A 21,110-nucleotide genomic window follows, 5' to 3' on the forward strand; every position below is an offset into this window, starting at 1 on the left:
TTCTCCAAGCTATGCAGGGTAAAATCAAAATTATCTTAGTCAGCCTACTGAGTCTTTTCTTACTACTCTTAATTGCGGTCTTTATTTATGTGCGAAGCGGGGGACTGGAACATCTCCTCGAAGATGCCATCATCACTTCCTTTAAAGAGGTCGGCATCCGCGCGGAAATCGGCGCATCCAACCTCGACCTGACAGGCAGCAAAGTCACCCTCGAAAACCTCGAGCTTTTCATCGAAAGTGATAATCAAAAACTTGGCAGCATCGAAAAAATTCAAGGCGAATTTTCGGTGCTCAGTTATTTAAAGCAGCGCGTCGATTTGAAAAAGTTGAGCGTCATCAAACCGGAATTCTGGATTGCGGTTGATGACGCGGGACGCACGACTTTGGAAAAATTGAAATCACCGCCCGAAAAAAAAGAGAAGCAGGACAATATCAAAATTTTCACCGCCGAATTTGCAATCGCCGACGGCACCATTCATTTCACCGACCAGAAAAATCAAATTAGCGCGCTGGTTCCGAATCTCTCAGCGACCCTGACACCGAAAACCCCCGACGCCCTGGTTGATGAACTCAATCATCTGTTCATCTTGAAATTCGATAAAGCCACAGCTACTTATCAAGGTCGTGAAGTAAAAACCATCTCATTGAACGTTGAAGGCGATGCGCGCGAAAGCGATGCCAATATTAAATCGCTGGTGTTCAATTCCGATGTGGCTAATATTAAAAATGCCACCGGACAAATTACCGATTTCAAAACCTTCGCTTACCATTTTTCAGATATTCAAGTGGAAACTGTTTTAAATGAAATTGCCCGCATTTTCGCGCCCGAAACCAGACTCGCCGGACGAGCCACATTTGCCGGAGAGGTGCAGGGCAAAGGCGATGAGTACAAAGCCAGAGGGCATCTCACCGCCAATGATTTGCAGGCAGTTGACATTCGCGCCAGCAATCTTGAAGTCAAACTTGATGAAGTCAATGGCAAAGGCGACGAGTACAAAGCCAAAGGACAACTCGCTTCAAGCTTTATCAATGCCGAAGGCTTTCGCATCTCGGATGTTCGCATCAATTTCGACGCCAATGGAAAAGGCGCGGAGTATAACGCCGACGCCGATATTCTGACCGCCAGTGTCAGCAATAATGATTTCAGCATCAACACCGTGCGACTCGATGACGCCAATGTCACAGGCCACGCGGCAGCCTTTGATGTGACGACCAATTTGACGCTCGCGGCGCTCAAAAGCGGCAAAGTCAATTTAACCAATTTGCGCGGAAAACTGACGGCAAACAGCAACCGCGCAACGCTGGCGAATTTCACCGCGCAGGTTTTAGGGGGGTCAGTCACCGGCAACGCCGCTGTGGTTTATAAAGGCAGCGGCGAATCAAAAGTTGATGTGGTGTTTCAAGCGATTGACCTCAATCAAGCGGCGCAACTTGCAGCCGCCAACGATGTGACCGTAACCGGCAAAGCCAGCGGCAATGCGCAACTCAGTTTTTCCGGGCTGAATTACAAAGTTGCAAATGGCAAAGTGAATGCCGATTTCGATGCCGTGGTTGCGCCCAAAGAGGAAGGCGGCGAATCCTTACCCGCAAAGGGCCAGATTGCCCTGCTTGCCACCGGGCACGGCTTTCAAGTGGAACGCGCCGACATCCACTCAGCCAATAGCCAGATTACCGCGAGCGGTTCGATTGATTGGGATGGCATTGCCGATTTGAACGTCAACTTTAATTCCCAGGATATGTCCGAGTTGCAGCGCGTCATCGATTCATTCGGACTGATACCGGAAAACATTAAAAGCGAATACGAAGTCACCCTCAGCGGCGCAGGTGAATTCAATGGTCGGGTGCAAGGTAAATTCGCTGCCGCGAATTTGAACGGGCATCTTAGACTGGCAAGCGTCAAGATGCATGAAGAAGAGGTGGGTCAGGTTGAAGGCGACATCGCTTATACCGCAAATCTGCTTCGCGTTGAAAACGGTTCAATCGTTCGCGCTGATAAAAATTCGCGCGCTGATTTTACTTTAAACGCGCTGTTGAAAGATGGCGGCGGCACCTCGGTGCAGGCGACGCTCAAGGATTTCGATTTGCGTCAAGTGGTGAATCTGGCTGCGCCGCAACTGGGTGAGCAAGTCACCAGCGGGAAAGTAAATGGCGAGGTCGATTTAAAAAATTTGGGTGATAAACGCAAACTCACAGGCACGGCAAATATCACCCTCAGCGCCGCCGAGTTCACCCCTCTGCCGGAAGAAGGCGAAGAAGCAAAGCCGATTGTCATACCGGAATTCATTGGCAAAATTGCTATCAACAACAGTGTTGTCAAGGTTCAGAATCTGCAAATGAAACTCAACGACAGTCTGATTGCAGGCACCGGTTCTTTTAACCTCGACACCTACGAATATGCTGTGAACGCTGAAGGCAAGAGTATCGACCTTGCCGAGTTGTCAAATCGAATCAACAGCAGTGAAGGTGGCGGCGTCAAACTCACGGGGCTTGCCAATTTGAATGTCAAAGGCGAAGGCTTCTGGGGCAAAGACAATTCCGATGACTGGTCGCGCGTCAATTTGAATGCCACGATTCAAGGTCAAAACGTCGCCATCAACGGGCGCGATGTCGGCGATGCGAAAGTGGTCGCTTTCACAGATAACGGCATCGTTAAAATCGAAGCCACGGGAAATATTTTAGAGCAGGAACGCACCCTGCACGCGACGGTCGATTTGCGTGACCGCAAAGTCTGGGCTTTGAATTCAAGCATTGATTTTGCCGATGCTGAACTTGGTCCCTACCTCGCGCTGGTTTCGCCCGATTTAGCGAACCTCACGGGACGCGCAACCGGCAACATCGTCATCAGCGGTCCCTTGCAGGAGCCTGAAAAAATCCAGGCGCTCGCGACCCTTTCAAAACTTGAACTCGGCGGCGACCTCGCGGTCGACCGACCTTATAAAATCACCAATCAAGACCCGATAGTCATTCGCGCCACCTCGAAAGAATTTACCATCGAGCCGGTTACTTTCACCGGTGAAGGCACCAGCGTCCGGGTTGCCGGAACCATTGGGGGAACCGATGAAAATGTCAAACCCAATTTAACCGTAACCGGCGAACTCAATTTACGATTTCTTTCGACGTTTATCGCCGACGTTGCAACCACTGGGGTCGCGCAATTGCAGGCATCGGTAACCGGAACCCTGGATGCGCCGCAAATCCTCGGATTGGTCAACCTCAAAGATGTGGGAGTGCGAGTGGTCAATTTCCCTGTGTCGATTGCGCGCGGTTACGGGCAGGTGCGCTTCACTGCGAATCAGGCATTGATTGAAGATTTTTCGGCATCAACTTCGGGCGGCGGGCGATTGACGGTCAATGGTGGCGCGGCGCTTTCGGGTTTTATTCCCGACCGCTTTCGTCTGGAAGGCAGAGGCGAACAAATTGGCGTTGAATATCCGCGTGATACGCAAACCATCGCCGATGTGTTTGTCACCTTTCAGGGAAATCAAAAATTGCAGGTGCTATCGGGGAATGTCAAAGTCCGGCGCGCCACATACACCAAGGATTTAACTATTGAAGAACTCGTCAACACCGGCGGTCCCTTCACCCCGGCGTTTTATGAAACCGGACCGGGCGGCAAAGGCGACCCGGGACCGCCGATTTCTCTCGATGTCCATGTTGAAGCCGATAATACCGTCGTCGTGCGGAATAATTTAATGGAAGCCACCGGCAGCGCTTCGCTCAATTTACGCGGGCCGATTGGCGAACCGCTGGTGTCAGGTCGTTTGCAATTCAATCAGGGGTATTTGGAATTTCGCAACGAGCGTCACGAAATCACCCGCGCGTTGATTACGGTTTTGCCGCGTCGCGGCGCGGAACCCCTGCTTGATTTGCAAACCGAAGTCGATGTCGGCGGATACCACATTACTACGAATTTCAATGGGCCGCCGAGTAAACTGAGAACCGTGTTGCGCTCTGACCCGAGTTTGCCTGAAACCGATATTGTTTCGCTTCTGCTCACCGGTTCGGTAGCCGGCGATACGCGCTCTGCCGAAGAAGTCAATCAACGCGGACTCAATTTAGCGCAGAGTTTACTGGCAACCGGGCTTTCAGAAAAAGGTGAAAAATTTACTCAGCGGATTTTCGGATTGAATCGCTTTTCGATTGATCCGTTGATTGCCGGACGCGGCAACGACCCGACTGCCAGAGTTACGGTGGGAAGAAAAATCACCAAAGACCTGACGATTACCTATTCGCAAAATTTAACGCCATCAGGGCAGGCGGGTATTGACCGCATCGTTTTGGTTGAATACCGCTTGAGCAATCGCTTATCGGTTGTCGGTTTCAGAAATGAACGCGGCGAAATCGGATTTGATGTGCGGCTGAGAAAGCGATTTTAAGGAATCGAAAATCTCCTGAGCCTGAAGCCTAAAGCGCCATAGTCGCGTTAATGATTGGATTACCGTTTTGATGAAATGCGGAGTCGAAAAATCAATTCTCAAATTGGGGTTGGCGATGATTTTAATTTTCATCGCAAACCCCGCGATTTCCGCGCAAACCAATAGCATTCCGCTAAATGTAAACCGCCACGCCAATGATGTCGGCGCGGAATTTATGGGGCGGCGTGTCGTCAGTGTCGATGTGATGATTGATGGGGCGACGGGGAGTCCGACCAATGAAATGAAAACTTCTTTGGCGGTTACGGTTGGGCAACTCTACTCGCCGGTAAATATTCACGATTCACTTTATAAACTTTATAGTTCGGGACAGGTTTCAAGCGCGCGCGTCGAAGCCGAACCCCTTGGCGCGGACGGCGTAGCGATTAAATTTATCGTTAAACCACAAGCCCGCATCGATTCGATTATTTTTGAAGGCAGTCCGATTTTTTCGGCGAATGAACTGCGTTCGCGACTTGGTGAAATTGAAACCGGTATCAAACTTTCTGCGAGTATGGTGACCCGCGGACAGGATGATTTGCAGGCATTTTATTCCGAACGCGGTTTTAAAGATGCGCGCATCAATTCCGAAGTCCGGTTGGATGCCACGGGAACCCGCGCAACATTGGTTTACGCGATTGCGCCGGGCGAACAGGCGCGCATTGCCAAATACACCACCAGTATTACCGGCGCGCACATCGATTTATCGCAACCTGACCCGGTGATCAGCGAAGGCGATTTATTTACCGAGCTCGCGGTTCAACAGGAGATTGACCGCATCCGCCAGATTTACCTATCGGAAGATTATTTGAACGTCCGCATCAATGAAAGAGTCACGCCCGGAGCGGATAATAAAACCGTGAATGTCACTTTGGATATTGAAACGGGCCCGCGGGTTGATGTCGAAGTAACCGGCATCGAAAAAATCAAGGGGCTTAAAATCGAAAAGAATGATAAGCAGAAAATCTTTCCGTTTTACCGGCAGGGCGGCGTTGATGAATTTACCATTGAAGAAGGGCGTCTCAGGCTTCTCGATTATCTGCAACGCAAGGGCTATTTTTTTGCCCAGGTGACGGCACCGAATATTTCCGGTTCAACCGACGGACTTTCCAAAGTCGCTTATACGGTCGAGCCGAAAAAACGCTATCGTCTGACGCAAATCCATTTTGAAGGCATCACGGCAATCGCTGAGATTGATTTACGTTCCGAATTGAAATCAAAAACCGCTTCGCTGATTCCCAATGTCGGATTTCTACCGACGTTTGGCACAGAGCGCGGCGTAACCTCTGACGAAATGTTGCGGCAGGATACGCTGCTGATTACCAAACGATTGCGCGAACTCGGTTATCGTCACGCCGAAGTTGAAGAGCGTCGCGGTGTTGACCCCGACAGTGATAAATTGATTATCACCTTTGCGGCAACCGAAGGTCCGCGCACCTATATTGAACAGGTTGATGTGCGCGGCAATAATATTTTAACCGCCGAAGAAATAAAAAATCTGCTGGCAATTAAACCCACAGACCCGTTGGTTGCTGATGTAGTTCGGCAAAACTCCGATAAAATTCTGGTCGCTTATAATGCGCGTGGTTATGCCACAGCGGAAGTGACCGCAGAGATTGCCGATTTAGGCAGTGTTGAAAAGCAAGACCGCGTGCGCTTGATTTACAACATCACGGAAGGCAATCGCGTGCGCATTCGCAATATCACGACGCGTGGTATTACCTCTTCGACGGACATCGGACGACTCGAACGCAACTTTTATCTGTTCAAAAAAGGCGAGTGGTTGGATTCGGATAAAACGCTGGAAACCGAACGCGTGTTGTATGACACCAATGCGTTCAGTTCGGTGACGATTACTGCAGAACCGGTGGGGCAAACGCCCGAGGGCATCGAAGAACGCGATGTCACGGTCAACATCATCGAATCGAAACGCAACCTGTTGATTTACGGCGGCGGTTTTCAATTTTCGAGAAACGCCCCGAAATTGCCGAATCTCAGTTTTTTAAATGGACTGCGGGGTTCGGCGCAAATCTCGAATACCAACTGGTTCGGCAAACTTTATACAGTGAGTTTACTCGGTCGCATTTCGCAGGATGAAATACTCAGCCAGGTATCATTTCAAAACCCCAGACCGTTGGGGAAAAGTTATCCGTTGCTGATTTCGTTGTTTGCTCAACGTTTGGCAGAAACCTCGTTCAGTTCAAACCGCTACACCGCGTTGATTCAGGTTGAAAAACGTTTGTCTTCGAGAACCATCATTTACGGCAGCTATAATTTTGAGCGGATCAGTTTGTTTGATTTAAAAGTCAGTCCCGATGAAATCACCCGCAACCGTCAGGCTATCAGACTGGGTCGCGTGGGACCCAGTTTTGTGCACGACACACGCGACAGTGCTTTTGAACCGACTACCGGAACACTGACACTTGGCAGTGTTTATTTCGCTTCAAAATTTTTAGGCGGCAATGAACAGTTCATCAAATCTCTGGTTGAACATAGTCGTTATTATCGTTTGGATAGAAGAGGTGAGCTGGTATTTTTAACCGCCGGACGATTGGGGCTTTCATCGCCGTTTAGCGGGCGCGAAACCTTACCGCTTTCCGAACGCTTTTTTGCCGGCGGTTCACGGGATTTGCGCGGATTTGGTTTTGAAGAAGCGGGACCCGCTGACCCGGTGACCGGAAGACCGGTCGGCGGGAATGCGCTGGTGGTTTTAAACAATGAACTGCGATTCCCGATTAAAGGAATTTTAGGCGGCGCGGTGTTTGCTGATGTTGGCAATGTATTTCGCCGCGTGCGCGACATCAATCCCGGAAAAATGACCGGCTCTTTGGGATTCGGATTGAGATTGAAAACCCCGATTGGACCTGTGCGGTTGGATATAGCCGGGTTGATTTTCAACCGACCGCAGGGCGCACCGCAACTGAAAGGTCATTTCAGTTTCGGACAGACATTTTAAATGGGTTAATGGTTACTCGTTATTGGTCACTTTAAAGGGCAAAATGCAAATAATCATTAACCAGTGACCAATAATAAAAACAATGAACTTTTTACTTTTTACTTTTTACTTTTTACTTTTGCTTTCGCCGCCGCAGAAAGTGGTTGACCAGATATTGACTTTGGTGAATGGCGAATTGATTACGCGAACCGATTTGATTTGGAGTCTGGCGCTTGATGCCAAAGCGCCGAATCCTGCGGGTGGCGTGAGCCGCGATATTATGCAGCAGAAAATTGATGTGATGATTGATGAGCGGTTGATTAGTCAGGAAGCGGCGCGATTGCCGAGCGCCGAAATCACCCGCGAAGAAATCAATAAAAAACGCGCTGAATTAATTAAACTATTTCCTTCCGAAGCGGTGTTTCGCGAACGCATCGAAGCCGTCGGATTAACTGCCGATAAACTCGATGAGATACTGCGCGGGCGCATTGCCATCGAAAAATATATTGAGTTTCGCTTTAAATCGTTCGTGTTTGTCACCGACGATGAAGTCGCGCAATATTACTTTGAGAAACTGGTTCCGGCAGTTAAAGCGCGCGGCGCGGTGCCGCCGACGATTGATAAAGTGAGCGCCGAAATCAGAGAGTTATTGAAAGCTGAAAAAGTCGAAACTGAAATCGACGCGTGGCTGACCTCAGCACGTCAACGCGCCGAAATTGTGCATCTCGCTGAGCCTTAGATTAGTCAGCCTGCTTTGATTGCGATAGCCGATTAGCGGATGCGGCTAATTCCTTCTCAACCTCTTGCTTAAACTTTTGAGTTGCCTGATTCACTGCTTCCAACCGTTTCATTGCTTCACCTATAGCAGTTTGCAAAACGATTTACTCAAGTTGAGGAAGCGGTCTTTGACCGCGTGTGACGGGAAACGCGGTCAAAGACCGCTTCCTCAACAGCGGCTGAGTAAACTCAATCGCAAACCGCTCTAAAGCTTGGCGAAAAGCCTCACCTTGCGAAAGATAGTGGTTAGCTTCATCCGACACCATTTTGGTTTCCTTTATTCGATATTTATATTTGTGATGCTTTCACGCCTCGTAAAATCGGTCAATTTATTTATCCGTGAAGTTGCTACGTGCTTTGCCTGACAGTTACAATAAATTACTCCTTCAAGGGCAAAAAAATGTTAGATAAATTTAAAGAAGAATGCGGGGTATTTGGCATCTTCAATCACGAAGAAGCCGCGCGACTAACTTATTTAGGTCTCTATTCTCTACAGCATCGCGGACAGGAATCAGCAGGCATTGTTTCCGCCGATGACAAACGACTATACGCCTGTCGCGGAATGGGACACGTTCATGAAATTTTCGGCGAAGCGCAACTCTCCACCCTTCCCGGAAACTCAAGCATCGGCCATGTCCGCTATTCAACTGCCGGAAGCGTCAGTCTGCTTGAAGCTCAACCCTTTTTAGTCGATGGCTATCGCGGACAAATCGCCCTCTGTCACAATGGCAACTTGCCATATGCCAACGAAGTGCGGCGCGAACTCGAAATGGACGGCGCAATCTTCTCTTCGACATCGGATACCGAAGTCGTGCTGCATAAAATCGCCCGCTCGAAAGCGCCCAATTTAATCAGCGCGATTTTGGATGTTTTTCAGCACATCGAAGGCGCGTATTCGATGCTCTTTTTAACCAAAGAGAGTTTGATTGCGGTGCGCGACCCGCGCGGCTTTCGCCCACTCTGTTTAGGCAAGTTGGATGGCTCGTATGTGTTGGCATCGGAAACCTGCGCTTTTGATTTGATTGGCGCAACCTATGAACGCGATGTTGAACCGGGCGAAATAGTCGTCATCAACCACGCGGGAATCGAATCGTATTTTTTACCGCAAGAGGCGAAACCCGCGCACTGCATTTTTGAACACGTCTATTTTTCGCGTCCCGATTCACTGGTATTCGGCATTTCGGTAAATAAAACCCGTCACAAAATGGGCAGGCAACTTGCCGTTGAATGTCCCGCCGATGCCGACATTGTGGTTCCGGTGCCGGATTCCGGGGTCGCGGCGGCTGTCGGTTATGCTTCGCAGTCGGGTTTGAAATTCCGCTTCGGACTGGTGCGCAACCATTATGTCGGGCGCACCTTTATTGAACCCAAACAATCGATTCGCCATTTCGGCGTAAAAATCAAACTCAATCCGGTTCGCGATTTGATTGAAGGTCGCCGGGTGGTGTTGATTGATGATTCGATTGTGCGCGGCACCACTTCCAAAAAAATTGTGCAGATGGTGCGCAGCGCGGGGGCGCGTGAAGTTCACGTTCGCATCAGTTGTCCGCCGACGATTGCGCCGTGTTTTTACGGCGTCGATACGCCGACCCGCGAAGAGCTAATCGCCTCGAACAAATCCATCGAAGAGATTGCCAAATTCATTGACGCGGATAGTTTGGGGTATTTGAGCATCGGCGGCTTGCTGGCTGCCTGTGACGACCCTGAAGGTCAACGATTCTGCACAGCCTGTTACACGAATAACTATCCGATTCCTGTGACCGCAAGCGCCCGCACCAAAACCGAAAGGGAAGAAGGGGCTTTGCAACCGGATGCCATTTGGCCGCGCTCTTGATTTTGCAGCATTGAATTTTAATCTCAGTCAATAACCGCCTGTTGTGGGTTATCCCGAAACATAAAGGTCGAACCGTAGGCAATGAAAATCAATCGGAAAACCATTGCGATAGTCGGGTTGTTGGCGCTCGTGGCGCTGTTTTTTTATCAACGGTGCGCGAAAAAGCCGACCCCGGAACCGCAACCAGGTCCTGTAACCGGCAAACTCGTTGTGCGATTTTTAGACATCGGACAAGGCGACGCGCAGCTTTTGCAATTGCCCGGTGGCGAAACCATTCTGATTGATTCCGGCGACAGAGGAAAACCGACGACTGAACTGCTCAAACAATTCGGCGTCAGTGAAATCGATTTAATCATTGCCACGCATCCGCACGCCGACCACATCGGCGAAATGCGCGATGTCATGCGGGCTTTTAAAGTGAAAGAGTTCTGGGATGCCGGATTTACCAAAAACGCTACCAAAACCTATACCGAAATGCTTTCCGAAATAAAGCAGCAGGGGATTAAATTCGCTGCGCCGAAACGCGGCGAAACCCGTAAATTCGGCGACGTTTTGCTGGAAGTTTTAAACCCTTCGACAACGATTGCCGAAGATGATACCAATAACTCTTCAATCGTCGCGCGTGTCACTTTCGGTGCAAAGCGTTTTTTATTTACCGGCGATGCAGAGGTCGGCGCGTGGAAACAGATGATTGAAACGGAGAAAGAAAAACTGCGCGCCGATGTGTTGAAAGCCGCGCATCACGGCAGTTCCAACGGCACGACCAGAGAGGTGCTCGACGTTGTGCGCCCTGCGATTTTTACCATCAGTTGCGCGGTCGCCAATGATTATCATCACCCGCATCCGCGAGTGGTTAGCCTTTTGCAACGTGAGCGCAACATTCAGGTTTTTCGCACCGATTTGCAGGGGACGATAACCGCGATTTGCGATGGCGAAAACATTGAAATGAGCAGCGAAAAACCGGTCGAGGCGGCGCGACTCTATATGACCGGCGATGAAGTTGCGGGAAAAGCTTCGAGTGGGGATGAAGGCGGCAGCATGAATTCCGGCGGGCGCGGCAGGAGGAGCAAATGAGCAAAAAAAGCGATGACGACAAACCGGAAGCAACAAAAGCGAAAGAGCATACATTGAAAATCTACATCGACCGCATCGAAGACGCCATTGCCACGGTGGTAATGAGCGATGATGACAGCGTGCATTTCAATATACCGGCGTCATATTTACCCGAAGGCGCAGAAGACGGCGATCATTTTCAATTGATTTTCAAAGCCGATAAAGCAAGCGCCAAAGAAATCCAAACCAAAGCCGAAGATTTGCTCAAGGATTTGTTAGGGCAAAAGTAAACCGCTGGCTAAATTAAGCACGTAAAGCGTTATATTTCATGGCGAATTCCAAAAAAGTGCAACAGGCGAAATATCTGGAAATTCTTATAAAGAAAATAGAGATATGCCGCAACTACAAACCTAAATTCGGACAGGGGAAAGAAGTTTCGCTTGAAGAGTTTCAAACTTTATATGGTACAGATCCGTTTTATTCCTGGTTTGGAATGGATGATTCCTTAATATATGCAGCACATAAGGCGGCTGGCGGCATAACATCTCTGTACCGCCAAGTTGGAATCGGATGCGAACAACTATTTCGGCAAATCTTGCAAGACCAGCTTGGATTAACAAACGAACAAGTACGCTGGGCGTATGAATTGCAAGCTGATGTTGGTAAGGTTCGTACGCTCTCGCTGGATGGTCGTATTGAAATTGAAGACATAGCTTCCAAAGAATATAGAACCAAAGTGACGGACTGGCTTACACAAGCTGTAGCGAAAAAATCGCTAGATGCAAAGATAGCTAGTGCTTTGAAAGGGGCGGTCTTTGAAGTGCGTCAAGGTTACAAAAGCAAAGATTCCAAACGTCAGAATGCAGACATCAGTAATGCGGGTATTGCATATGCACAAGGGTATTTGCCGGTTGTTTTAATGCTTTCTACACAAATTGATAGTGATGTTGCTGAGCGATACGCTCATGCAGGTTGGCTGATTCTTCGCGGTAACCTTGATGAATCGCCGATTTCATCAACGTACGCTTTTTGTAAGCGGGTGCTCAAATATGATTTGGCCGCATTTTTGAAAACTAACTCAATGCAATTAAAACGGATTGTGGAACAAGTGGTAGAGTCTTTATTGAAAGCTTGAATAATGGATTTCTATGGTAACAACAAAAGCTGAATTGACATTCAAACATAATCTGAACTATGGAAGACATGGTTGGCTGAGACTCACCCCTGCTTATTCGGTAAAAGTCGTTCACAAAATTCTTGAAGAAAATCGTTGGATTAGACATGTCCTTGATCCGTTTTCAGGTAGCGGTACAACCGGATTAGCCTGCGCAGAGCAGAATTTAAACTGCGATTTGTTGGATATTAATCCTTTTTTAATCTGGTTTGCAGAAGTTAAAACGGCAAACTATAGCGAAGCGCAATGTAGGGAAGCGCGAATCATAACTAGAGAGATTGCGCAAAAACTCAGTGAACCGAACTACAATAATGAATTGTGGATGCCCGCAATTAAAAATATAGAGCGTTGGTGGCCAGCAACAGAACGCGCACTGCTGGCAGGAATTTATGATGGCATCCATAGACGATTTCCGGAGAGAACTCCGGTAAGCGATATTTTGCTGGTTGCATTTTGTCGAACCTTAATCGAATGGTCTAATGCGGCATTCAACCATCAATCCATGTCTTTCAAAGAATCCGGTCCTTCACTTTTTGATTATGAAAACCGTTCGGTTTTACTGGAGAATTATTTAAACCTGACGGATAGAATAATTGAATCGGCAGCGTCTTACATCCCTGGTCGGGTTCAATCACGTTTGGCGGATTCGAGAGTTGTTCATAGAACGCAAGGGCGTTTGTATGATTGTGTGATTACTTCGCCACCATATCCAAACCGAATGAGTTATATCAGAGAACTACGGCCTTATATGTATTGGCTTGGCTATCTGAAAGAGGCGAAAGAAGCAGGTGAACTGGATTGGCAAGCGATAGGGGGGACTTGGGGCATTGCGACCAGTAGATTGGCGAAGTGGCAGCCAGAGGGTGAAGCGATTCGCCACGCAGGGTTTTATCTGATGATTGACAAAATTGCTGAAAATAGCCCTTTATTAGCTAACTATGTTCACAAGTATTTTGTAGATGTTGTCACCCACCTTCATTCTGTGAAGCAAATTCTTAGACCCGGTGGCAAAATATTTTATGTGATTGGCAATTCTAAATTTTACGATACGCTCGTGCCGGTCGAAAAAATCTATGCTGATATTTTAAGACAGCTTGAATTTGATAAGATTGAAATTGAGGCATTGCGAAAGAGAAATTCTAAAAAGGAACTTGTAGAATTTCTAGTTTCCGCAGAGAAATTATGAAAGAACAAATCAGTTACAAAGATGCGGGTGTTGATATTGATGCGGCGAATGTCGCGACCTCGCGAATTAAACAACTAGCAAAAGCCACGTTTACGCCGAATGTGATTTCGGAAATCGGTTCATTCGGTGGCATGTTTCGCGCCGATTTCGGCGAGATGCGAGAACCCGTCCTGGTCTCTTCGGCAGACGGCGTCGGCACCAAACTGCGCGCCGCGTTTATGACCGGCATTCATAACACCGTCGGTTATGACCTGGTCTGCCACTGCGTCAACGACATTCTCGTACAGGGCGCGCGACCGTTGTTTTTTATGGACTATTTCGCCACCGGAAAACTTTCACCCGATGTCCTGACGCAAGTCATCGAAGGTTTGGCGCGCGGCTGCAAAGAAAACGGCTGCGCCCTGATAGGCGGCGAAACCGCCGAGATGCCCGGCTTTTATGCTGATGGTGAATATGACATCGCCGGGTTCATCGTCGGAGTGGTTGACCGCGCCAAAGCCATCGATGGTGCGCGCATTCAAGTGGGCGATGTGTTGATTGCCTTGCCTTCGGTTGGCATGCACACCAACGGCTACAGTCTGGCGCGCAAACTCTTTTTTGAAGTTGCAAAGTACGAAGCCGACACCTACGTTGATGAACTCGACTGTACGGCGGGGCAGGAATTATTGAAACCGCATCGCAGCTATTTACAGGCGCTTGACGGGGTGCTCGACTCAGGGATTATCAAAGGTCTGGCGCATATTACGGGTGGCGGCTTGCTCGAAAATATCCCGCGCATTCTGCCCGCGGGAACCGCTGCGAAAATCAACAAAGGCGCGTGGCCGGGGTTGCCGGTTTATGAACTGCTTCAACGACTCGGCAAGGTCGCCGAAGACGAAATGTACAGAGCTTTCAATATGGGCGTCGGCATGGTGGCGGTCACAAGCCCTGCGGATGCTCAACAGTTGACCGCGCACCTTGAAGCGGTCAATGAGAAGCACTACGATATAGGCAGGATAATTGAAGGCGAGAAAAATGTTTTAATCAGTTGAGCCATGAAGTTTTGAGTTTTCAGGAAGAGAAACTTTATTTCGATTTTTCCGCCATTATCTTTTAACTAAAAACTCAAAACTGAAAACTTGAAATCTTCGTTAAACAGAGGCGAGGACGATTGCATGATGATTTGTACGAGATGCGGAAACGAGTTGGAAGAGAATGCCAGGTTTTGTAATAAGTGTGGTGCGCCTTCGCCAGCCTTTAATGATATTTCAAACGAAGATGCGCCGACTTTGAATCTGCCGAAACCGACGGCTCCGCAACCGTTGGAATCGCGACCGACGCAACAGATGACACCCGGTCAAACGGGTTCGGGATTGCCAACCGGCCCGGCTTATATTCCGCCTGATTCGCCACCCAAACAGGAGCCTGATTACCCGCCATCTTTTCTGTACCAGCAACCCACAGGACCACAACCACCGCCGCCAGTCGGTTACGGGCAACCTTACCAGCAACCCAATTATTACCAACCGGCACCCGGTTATTTACAACCCGCAGGGGTCACGCCGCAACCGCCGCCGATTGCCCGCACCATTTCACTTGGCGATTGGCTGTCTTATGGATGGCGGGTGTATTCGGAAAACTGGTTTGTGATGTCACTTGCCACGCTGTTGGTTATGGTCATCGGCATTGGCACGATTGGCATACTTGCGGGGCCGATGGTGATGGGACTGTTTCGCATGGCTTTTAAAACCATGAAAGGCGAACGCCCGGAAATTGCCGACCTGTTTAACTGGGAAGGGAAATTTTTACAGGCATTTTTAGCGTTCATTATTTACGCGGCAATTTACGGCAGCATTCAAGGCGTCGGCGGCAGAAGCGGCGCGTTGTCAGCGATTTTAAGTTTTCTGATTGGCCCGTTTTTAACTATGCTCATCAGTTTCAGTTTCCCCATGCTGCTTGAAGGTCGAAAAGATATTGCCGCAGCCATCAATGACATTGGCAAACGGATTTTTACCAGAGATGCGTTGATGTGGTGGATTGTCGGGTTGGTTTTCGGATTGATTGCCTGGAGCGGTTCGCTCGCCTGTGGCATCGGCATCTTTGTCACGGTGCCCTGGATTGTCAGCGCCGCGGCTGTCGCTTACAGCAACATCTGGGGCATCGATGACCCCAATCGCACCAACGCTTGACCCGTCTAAACGTTTGGTGTCCGGTGTTCTGAGTCTAAAACTTAAATTTAACTTTTCTTGATACACATGAATCGAAGACAATTTGCTAAAGCCATCACTGCGGGGGTTGCCGCTTTGGGTTTCAACCCGCAGGTTTTTTCATTTCATTCTGTGCGTCCGCAAGTTGCCATCACTATTGATGATTTCGGTCTTGATGAGGTTTCAAAAGCGGAAGCCGAAGCGCGCAATGCGAAAGTTTTGAGCGTACTTCATCAACATAAAATCAAAGCCGCAGGATTTGTTTGCGGGCGGCGTGTCGATAACGAAAACGGCAAAATGATTTTGCAAGCGTGGGACGCTGAAAATCATCTGATTGCCAATCACACCTATTCGCACTGGTATTTTCATCGTCGCAGCGTCGAAGAATTCTCGCAGGATATTTTGCGTTGCGAAGCTTTAATTAAAGATTACAAGAATTTCACCAAACGGTTTCGCTTCCCGATGCTCAAGGAAGGCGACACCGTCGAACGCCGTGATGGGTTGCGGGCATTTTTGAAATCGCAAGGTTATCAACAAGGCTACGTCACCATTGATGCATCGGATTGGTATGTTGACCAGCGGTTGCGCGAACGGTTGAAGCAAAATCCGCAAGCCGATGTGATCGGATATAAAAATTTTTACTTGAGTCACATCTGGGATCGGGCAAGTTTTTATGACCAACTGGCAAAGAAAGTTTTAAAACGTCAGGTCAAACATACGCTGCTGATTCATCACAATGTTTTAAATGCGCGATTTCTGAGCGAAATGCTCGCGATGTTTAAACAAAAAGGCTGGCAGTTGATTGATGCCGAAGAAGCTTTCGCTGATCCGCTATTCGCGGTTGAACCGAATAACTTACCGGCGGGCGAAGGTATCATTTGGGCACTCGCGAAAGCCACCGGCAAATTCGATAAACTGTTACGCTATCCGGCAGAAGATAGCGAATATGAAAAACCGTTGATGGATAAACTCGGGTTGTAATACTAGACAAAATTTCATTGATAAAGGATGACGGCATGGAAAATCTGGCAAAACCGGAAGTGAAGTTCGGCGATTGGATAGGCGAAGGTTGGCGAATGTTTACTTCGCAATGGAAAGCCTGGGTGGTGAATGCGCTGGTTTTCCTGCTGATTTGCGGCACCCCGATATTGGTGGTGACGATTGGTTTCTATATCAATATCTTTATGCAGATATCGGCAAATCCGCGTTCAGCGCAAGCCATTGCTCCTGAGACCATCTTTATTTTTTACGGACTTATTTTTGGTGTCAGCTTTCTGACGGTTTTTGCCAGTGCGTTTTTTATGGCAGGTATGCACAAAGCTGCCCTGAAACAATTGCGAGGCGGCAAAGTTGAATTGCGCGACCTGTTTTCCGGCGGGGATGTCTATTTCAAAATGCTGGGATCAATTTTTCTTGGCACGATTTTGACCATAATCGGGTTTATGTTGTGCTTTTTTCCGGCTTATATCGTAACCGGGATGCTGTTTTTTACTGCGCCATTAATTGTTGAGCGCAAACTGGGAGTCGTACAGGCAATGCAAACCAGTTATGAATTAGCAAAAAGAAACTGGTTGATGTTTACGTTGTTTGCATTTGTCGTGCAATTTATCGCTTCAGCCGGAACCTATGCCTGTTACATCGGCATTCTCGCAACTTTGCCTTTGATGTTTACCATTACTGCTGTTGCCTACCGGGATTGTTTTGGGATGGAAGGGGCGCAGTATTTTGCGCCCAATGCGCCAGCTGCGCCGAGTAATTATGGGCAAAGTTATCCGCCTGCCTATCAACAGCCACCATCGGCGCTTTATGGGCAATCGCCTTATGAACCGCCGACAGCCGTGCCGCAAAATCCGCAGGGGAATTATCCAGTCGCTCAACCACCCATCAATCAACCGGAAGCGCCGAAACCTTTTGAGCCACCGCCACCGGTGGTCTACCCATCGACCGCTAGCGAACCGATAACCGAACAACCGGAAGTGGTTTCGCGTCCGGCGACGCCACCGCAACCTCCGGTTGTGGCACCGCCCCCACCGCCACAACGCATTATCTGCGCCAGTTGCAGCGCGTCGTTACCGGCGACAGCCAGTTTCTGCCCGCGATGCGGCACGCGCATTACAACTTAAAATTTAATTTCTGCGAGGCAGACAAAGCCGGCGACCTGAGCGATTTTGCGTTTCGATTCATAATTGATTTTGCACCCGGCAAACGAAAACCAACTGCCCCTCGCCCTGAGATTTTACGCTTTGCAATTGTGTGCGTGAGTCTGTAGTGTATGCATTTCTATTTTGATCAATGAAAGGCGCTGAATCGAATTTGTGACTGAGCAACTAAATCAACTTCCCGGAATTGCGGTTGTTGGCGCAGGATACTGGGGCGTAAATCATGTGAGAAATTTTTATCAGCTTGGCGCATTGCAAACGGTCTGTGATGCCAATATCGCATCGCTGCAAAAAATTTCCGAGACCTTTCCTGATGTAAACATTGAAACCGATTTTGAGAAGGTACTCGCCGATTCTGCAATTCAAGGCGTGGTCATTGCGACCCCTGCCGAAAGCCATTTTCGTCTGGCATCGCGAGCCTTAAAAGCCGGTAAACACTTGCTTGTTGAAAAGCCTTTGACCCTGAATGTCGAAGAAGGCGAACAACTGGTGGCGCTCGCTGGCGAACAACAACGGGTTTTAATGGTCGGGCATCTACTCGAATTTCACCCGGCAGTTCTGCGTTTGCGCGAATTTATCGAATCGGGTGAACTCGGCGAATTGCACTACATCTATTCCAACCGCTTGAATCTCGGAAAAATTCGTCGGGAAGAAAATATTTTATGGAGCTTTGCGCCGCACGACATCGCGATTATTTTGCGTCTGGTCGGTGAACTCCCCAGTCGTGTGAGCGCGACGGGCGGCGCTTATCTGCAACCCCAAATTGCCGATGTGACGGTCACCAATATGGAATTTCCACACGGCACACGGGCGCAGATTTTTGTCAGTTGGCTGCATCCTTATAAAGAACAGCGCATGGTGATTGTCGGCTCAAAAAAAATGGCAGTGTTTGATGATGTGCGCAAAGAGAATAAGCTAATGACTTATGAACACGTCATCGAATTTGTCGAAGGCGAACCGGTCATGAAGAAAGGTGAAGGCATCCCGGTTGAATTGGAAAGCGCAGAACCACTCAAACGCGAATGCCAGCATTTTTTAGAGTGCATTCAAACCGGTAAACAACCGTTGACGGATGGCGAAAGCGGCGTGCGCGTATTACGCATACTCGAAGCCGCCGAGCAATCATTAGAACAACAGGGTGCGCCGGTGGCGCTCTGATTAAAAGTAAAGACATATGGAAAAAAATTATTTCGTTCATGAATCAAGTTACGTTGATGAACCTTGCGAAATCGGCGAGGGCACGAAAATCTGGCATTTTTCTCATGTGATGAAGAACAGCCGCATCGGCAAAGGCTGCAACATCGGGCAAAACGTCGTCATTTCGCCGGATGTGACGATTGGTAATAACGTCAAAATTCAAAACAACGTCTCGGTTTATACGGGCGTGATTTTGGAAGACGATGTTTTTTGCGGACCTTCGATGGTCTTTACCAACGTCGTCAATCCCCGCAGTCAGGTGTCGCGCAAAGATGAATACCGCGCGACGCTGGTAAAAAAAGGCGCATCAATTGGCGCGAATGCTACGGTGGTGTGCGGGCATACGGTTGGACAGTATGCGTTTATTGGCGCGGGCGCGGTCGTGACCAAAGATGTACCCGATTATGCATTGATTATCGGCAATCCCGGACGCCTTGTTGGTTGGATGTGCCAATGCGGCATCAAGTTGAAATTCGTTACGGGTGAGGTTGATGGGGAAGCGACTTGCGCAGCGTGCAGCAGGCATTATGTGAAAACAAGCAATGTCGTATCTGAAGCTTAATCGTTGATGGAAAGTGTTGAAAAGGGTTCATCAGGAAAGTGTCCACTCACCCTCCTGATGCACCAGCCGGAGTTGCGAAGGCTTTCGTTGTTACCACACCTGCGGCATCACGCCTCTGACTTGAAATGCCATCTGTAATTTTCTTGGCGGCGTATTGGTTGCCGTGGTCACCAGCCATTTGAATTTCGGAATGCCGGTGTGAGCTTCAATCAATTCTTGCCAGGGCTTGGCATTGACGGTTGCGAGTCCGGTTCCGCGCCCCATAATATTTTCGTCCATTCCAGAGGGCGTGTCGTAACAATCATCTTTGTTAATATCAACCAGACATTGTTGGTTGCCCATCAGGGCTTTGATGTGCAACTGGTCTAACGCATGACCGAGTTCGTGCCAGAGCGTTTTGGTCTTTACATCCTCTTCATCATAGAGCCGACTGTGTGAGCGGAAAGAATTGCCGACCAGGTTATCCCACCAGGTTGGGTCGGGACGAACCACCGTGAGCGGCAAATGTGTAGGGCTGAGACCACTGCCCAATCGGAATAAACAGATGATATTGGGGCGGCAAATCCAACCGGGACCAGCCCAGCTTGTATAATCGAAGGCATTATAATCTTTGGGCGTAATCAGCAAAAATTTGTAATTCCAGAATTTTTCGCCCTGCCGGAATCTGCGATTGAATTCTATTTGCGATTTAAAATCCCAGTCTTTGATGGGGAAGAGTTCATTGTCCGAATCTTTGGCATAATATTTCCCATTCTTTTCGACGATAACCCCCGCCACACGATTTTTGCTGTCAGCAAAATTCAACGAGTAATTGATAGTGATGGTGAGCCAGGCATTTTGATTGGGATTTCGACCATCGGGAACTTCCAGGCGGGATTCAAACTCTTTTGCGGAGATGGAATCGAAATAAACCATCCCGTGTTTTTTCGATTTGCTTTGGATATTCATAACTTCTCCTTCTGAAACCAAGCTTTTTGTTTTTATTCGCGCAGTGTTGGAAGATTTGAGAATAAAAAAACGGCGAAGTGTTTACACAATGAAATGCTCTCCCTGATGTGTAAAACTCCGCCGTTCGGCTAAAATGGTTTAACGTTTACGCAGCGTATTTATCGCCCTGATACGGGGCAATCACTTTTACATTGTTAGGTTGATAAATCTGGGCTTTGACCTCGCGTTCAGCCCCGCATTCGTAGCAGGTTTGAATCAATCGGTCATCGGTTGAGCGTGGGTGGGGTACGCCCCAATAGTGTGTGTGGTTGTAAAATAATTCTAATAATCTCATTGTTCGTTCTCCTTCAAAGTTCTTAGACGTAAGTCAGAACGTTTTGTCTGCAAAATTTTTCACATTTTCAAAAAATATTTTCGCTTAATAGAGTTTTCTACGAATAACCCTGATACATCGGTTTTCAATTCATAGCGTAACTTTCTTACAAGCGATTCAACCTTTATTCCTCGCTCAATCAATAACGCAATTTTTTTTTCAAGGTTCCCTCACTTCGGTCAAAGAAATATTTCGAGTGAACAAAAATTTTGGATTCATTGAAGTTCATACTTTTGATGCTACAGATAGGGAAGAGATGTGAACGCGGTAAAAAGAAATAAACCGCTTGATAATAATAAGGAATTATTTTCTCA

Annotated in this window: 16 protein-coding genes; 14 read left to right on the forward strand and 2 right to left on the reverse strand. The window is 48.4% G+C overall.

Annotated features, from left to right (window positions below; all coding sequences use genetic code 11):
* Nucleotides 1-11: 11 nt before the first annotated feature.
* From AB1757_24820 to AB1757_24885, 14 genes are all read left to right on the forward strand, one after another.
* Entirely contained in the window at nucleotides 12-4,376 is a 4,365-nt protein-coding gene (locus AB1757_24820; protein MEW6130282.1) for a translocation/assembly module TamB domain-containing protein, read from the forward strand.
* Nucleotides 4,377-4,446: 70 nt separating this feature from the next.
* On the forward strand, nucleotides 4,447-7,368 hold the full coding sequence (locus tag AB1757_24825) for a POTRA domain-containing protein (GenBank protein MEW6130283.1): 2,922 nt from the start codon (nucleotides 4,447-4,449) through the stop codon (nucleotides 7,366-7,368).
* Between the two features lie 82 nt (nucleotides 7,369-7,450).
* On the forward strand, nucleotides 7,451-8,086 hold the full coding sequence (locus AB1757_24830; protein ID MEW6130284.1) for a hypothetical protein: 636 nt from the start codon (nucleotides 7,451-7,453) through the stop codon (nucleotides 8,084-8,086).
* A gap of 438 nt (nucleotides 8,087-8,524) precedes the next feature.
* Nucleotides 8,525-9,958 (forward strand): amidophosphoribosyltransferase, encoded by a 1,434-nt coding sequence (purF, locus tag AB1757_24835; GenBank protein ID MEW6130285.1) that lies wholly within the window; start codon nucleotides 8,525-8,527, stop codon nucleotides 9,956-9,958.
* A gap of 81 nt (nucleotides 9,959-10,039) precedes the next feature.
* The gene (locus AB1757_24840) at nucleotides 10,040-11,032 is read left to right on the forward strand and encodes a ComEC/Rec2 family competence protein (GenBank protein ID MEW6130286.1); all 993 of its coding nucleotides are present in this window, start codon (nucleotides 10,040-10,042) and stop codon (nucleotides 11,030-11,032) included.
* Nucleotides 11,029-11,301 (forward strand): DUF3006 domain-containing protein, encoded by a 273-nt coding sequence (locus tag AB1757_24845; protein MEW6130287.1) that lies wholly within the window; start codon nucleotides 11,029-11,031, stop codon nucleotides 11,299-11,301. The genes AB1757_24840 and AB1757_24845 overlap by 4 nt, the downstream gene beginning before the upstream one ends.
* A 38-nt stretch (nucleotides 11,302-11,339) precedes the next feature.
* A complete protein-coding gene (locus AB1757_24850; GenBank protein ID MEW6130288.1) occupies nucleotides 11,340-12,146 on the forward strand; it encodes a hypothetical protein in 807 nt (268 codons plus the stop codon).
* 13 nt (nucleotides 12,147-12,159) lie between these two features.
* A complete protein-coding gene (locus AB1757_24855) occupies nucleotides 12,160-13,371 on the forward strand; it encodes an SAM-dependent methyltransferase (protein MEW6130289.1) in 1,212 nt (403 codons plus the stop codon).
* Entirely contained in the window at nucleotides 13,368-14,402 is a 1,035-nt protein-coding gene (gene purM, locus AB1757_24860; protein MEW6130290.1) for a phosphoribosylformylglycinamidine cyclo-ligase, read from the forward strand. The genes AB1757_24855 and purM overlap by 4 nt, the downstream gene beginning before the upstream one ends.
* A 123-nt stretch (nucleotides 14,403-14,525) precedes the next feature.
* Nucleotides 14,526-15,539, forward strand: coding sequence for a zinc-ribbon domain-containing protein (locus AB1757_24865; GenBank protein MEW6130291.1), 1,014 nt, complete (start codon nucleotides 14,526-14,528; stop codon nucleotides 15,537-15,539).
* A 66-nt stretch (nucleotides 15,540-15,605) separates the two neighbouring features.
* Nucleotides 15,606-16,538 carry a polysaccharide deacetylase family protein gene (locus AB1757_24870; protein ID MEW6130292.1) on the forward strand — a complete coding sequence of 311 codons (933 nt, stop codon included), beginning with the start codon at nucleotides 15,606-15,608 and terminating at the stop codon, nucleotides 16,536-16,538.
* 35 nt (nucleotides 16,539-16,573) lie between these two features.
* Nucleotides 16,574-17,680 (forward strand): hypothetical protein, encoded by a 1,107-nt coding sequence (locus AB1757_24875; GenBank protein ID MEW6130293.1) that lies wholly within the window; start codon nucleotides 16,574-16,576, stop codon nucleotides 17,678-17,680.
* 192 nt (nucleotides 17,681-17,872) lie between these two features.
* Nucleotides 17,873-18,874, forward strand: a complete 1,002-nt coding sequence (locus tag AB1757_24880) for a Gfo/Idh/MocA family oxidoreductase (GenBank protein ID MEW6130294.1) — start codon at nucleotides 17,873-17,875, stop codon at nucleotides 18,872-18,874.
* A gap of 16 nt (nucleotides 18,875-18,890) precedes the next feature.
* Nucleotides 18,891-19,475 (forward strand): acyltransferase, encoded by a 585-nt coding sequence (locus AB1757_24885; protein MEW6130295.1) that lies wholly within the window; start codon nucleotides 18,891-18,893, stop codon nucleotides 19,473-19,475.
* A 90-nt stretch (nucleotides 19,476-19,565) separates the two neighbouring features.
* Here AB1757_24885 and AB1757_24890 read toward each other — a convergent pair whose 3' ends face one another.
* The gene (locus AB1757_24890; GenBank protein MEW6130296.1) at nucleotides 19,566-20,423 is read right to left on the reverse strand and encodes a hypothetical protein; all 858 of its coding nucleotides are present in this window, start codon (nucleotides 20,421-20,423) and stop codon (nucleotides 19,566-19,568) included.
* A 145-nt stretch (nucleotides 20,424-20,568) separates the two neighbouring features.
* Nucleotides 20,569-20,757 (reverse strand): hypothetical protein, encoded by a 189-nt coding sequence (locus AB1757_24895; protein ID MEW6130297.1) that lies wholly within the window; start codon nucleotides 20,755-20,757, stop codon nucleotides 20,569-20,571.
* Between the last annotated feature and the right edge of the window lie 353 nt (nucleotides 20,758-21,110).

Source organism: Acidobacteriota bacterium (assembly GCA_040754075.1).
Lineage (GTDB): Bacteria > Acidobacteriota > Blastocatellia > UBA7656 > UBA7656 > JBFMDH01.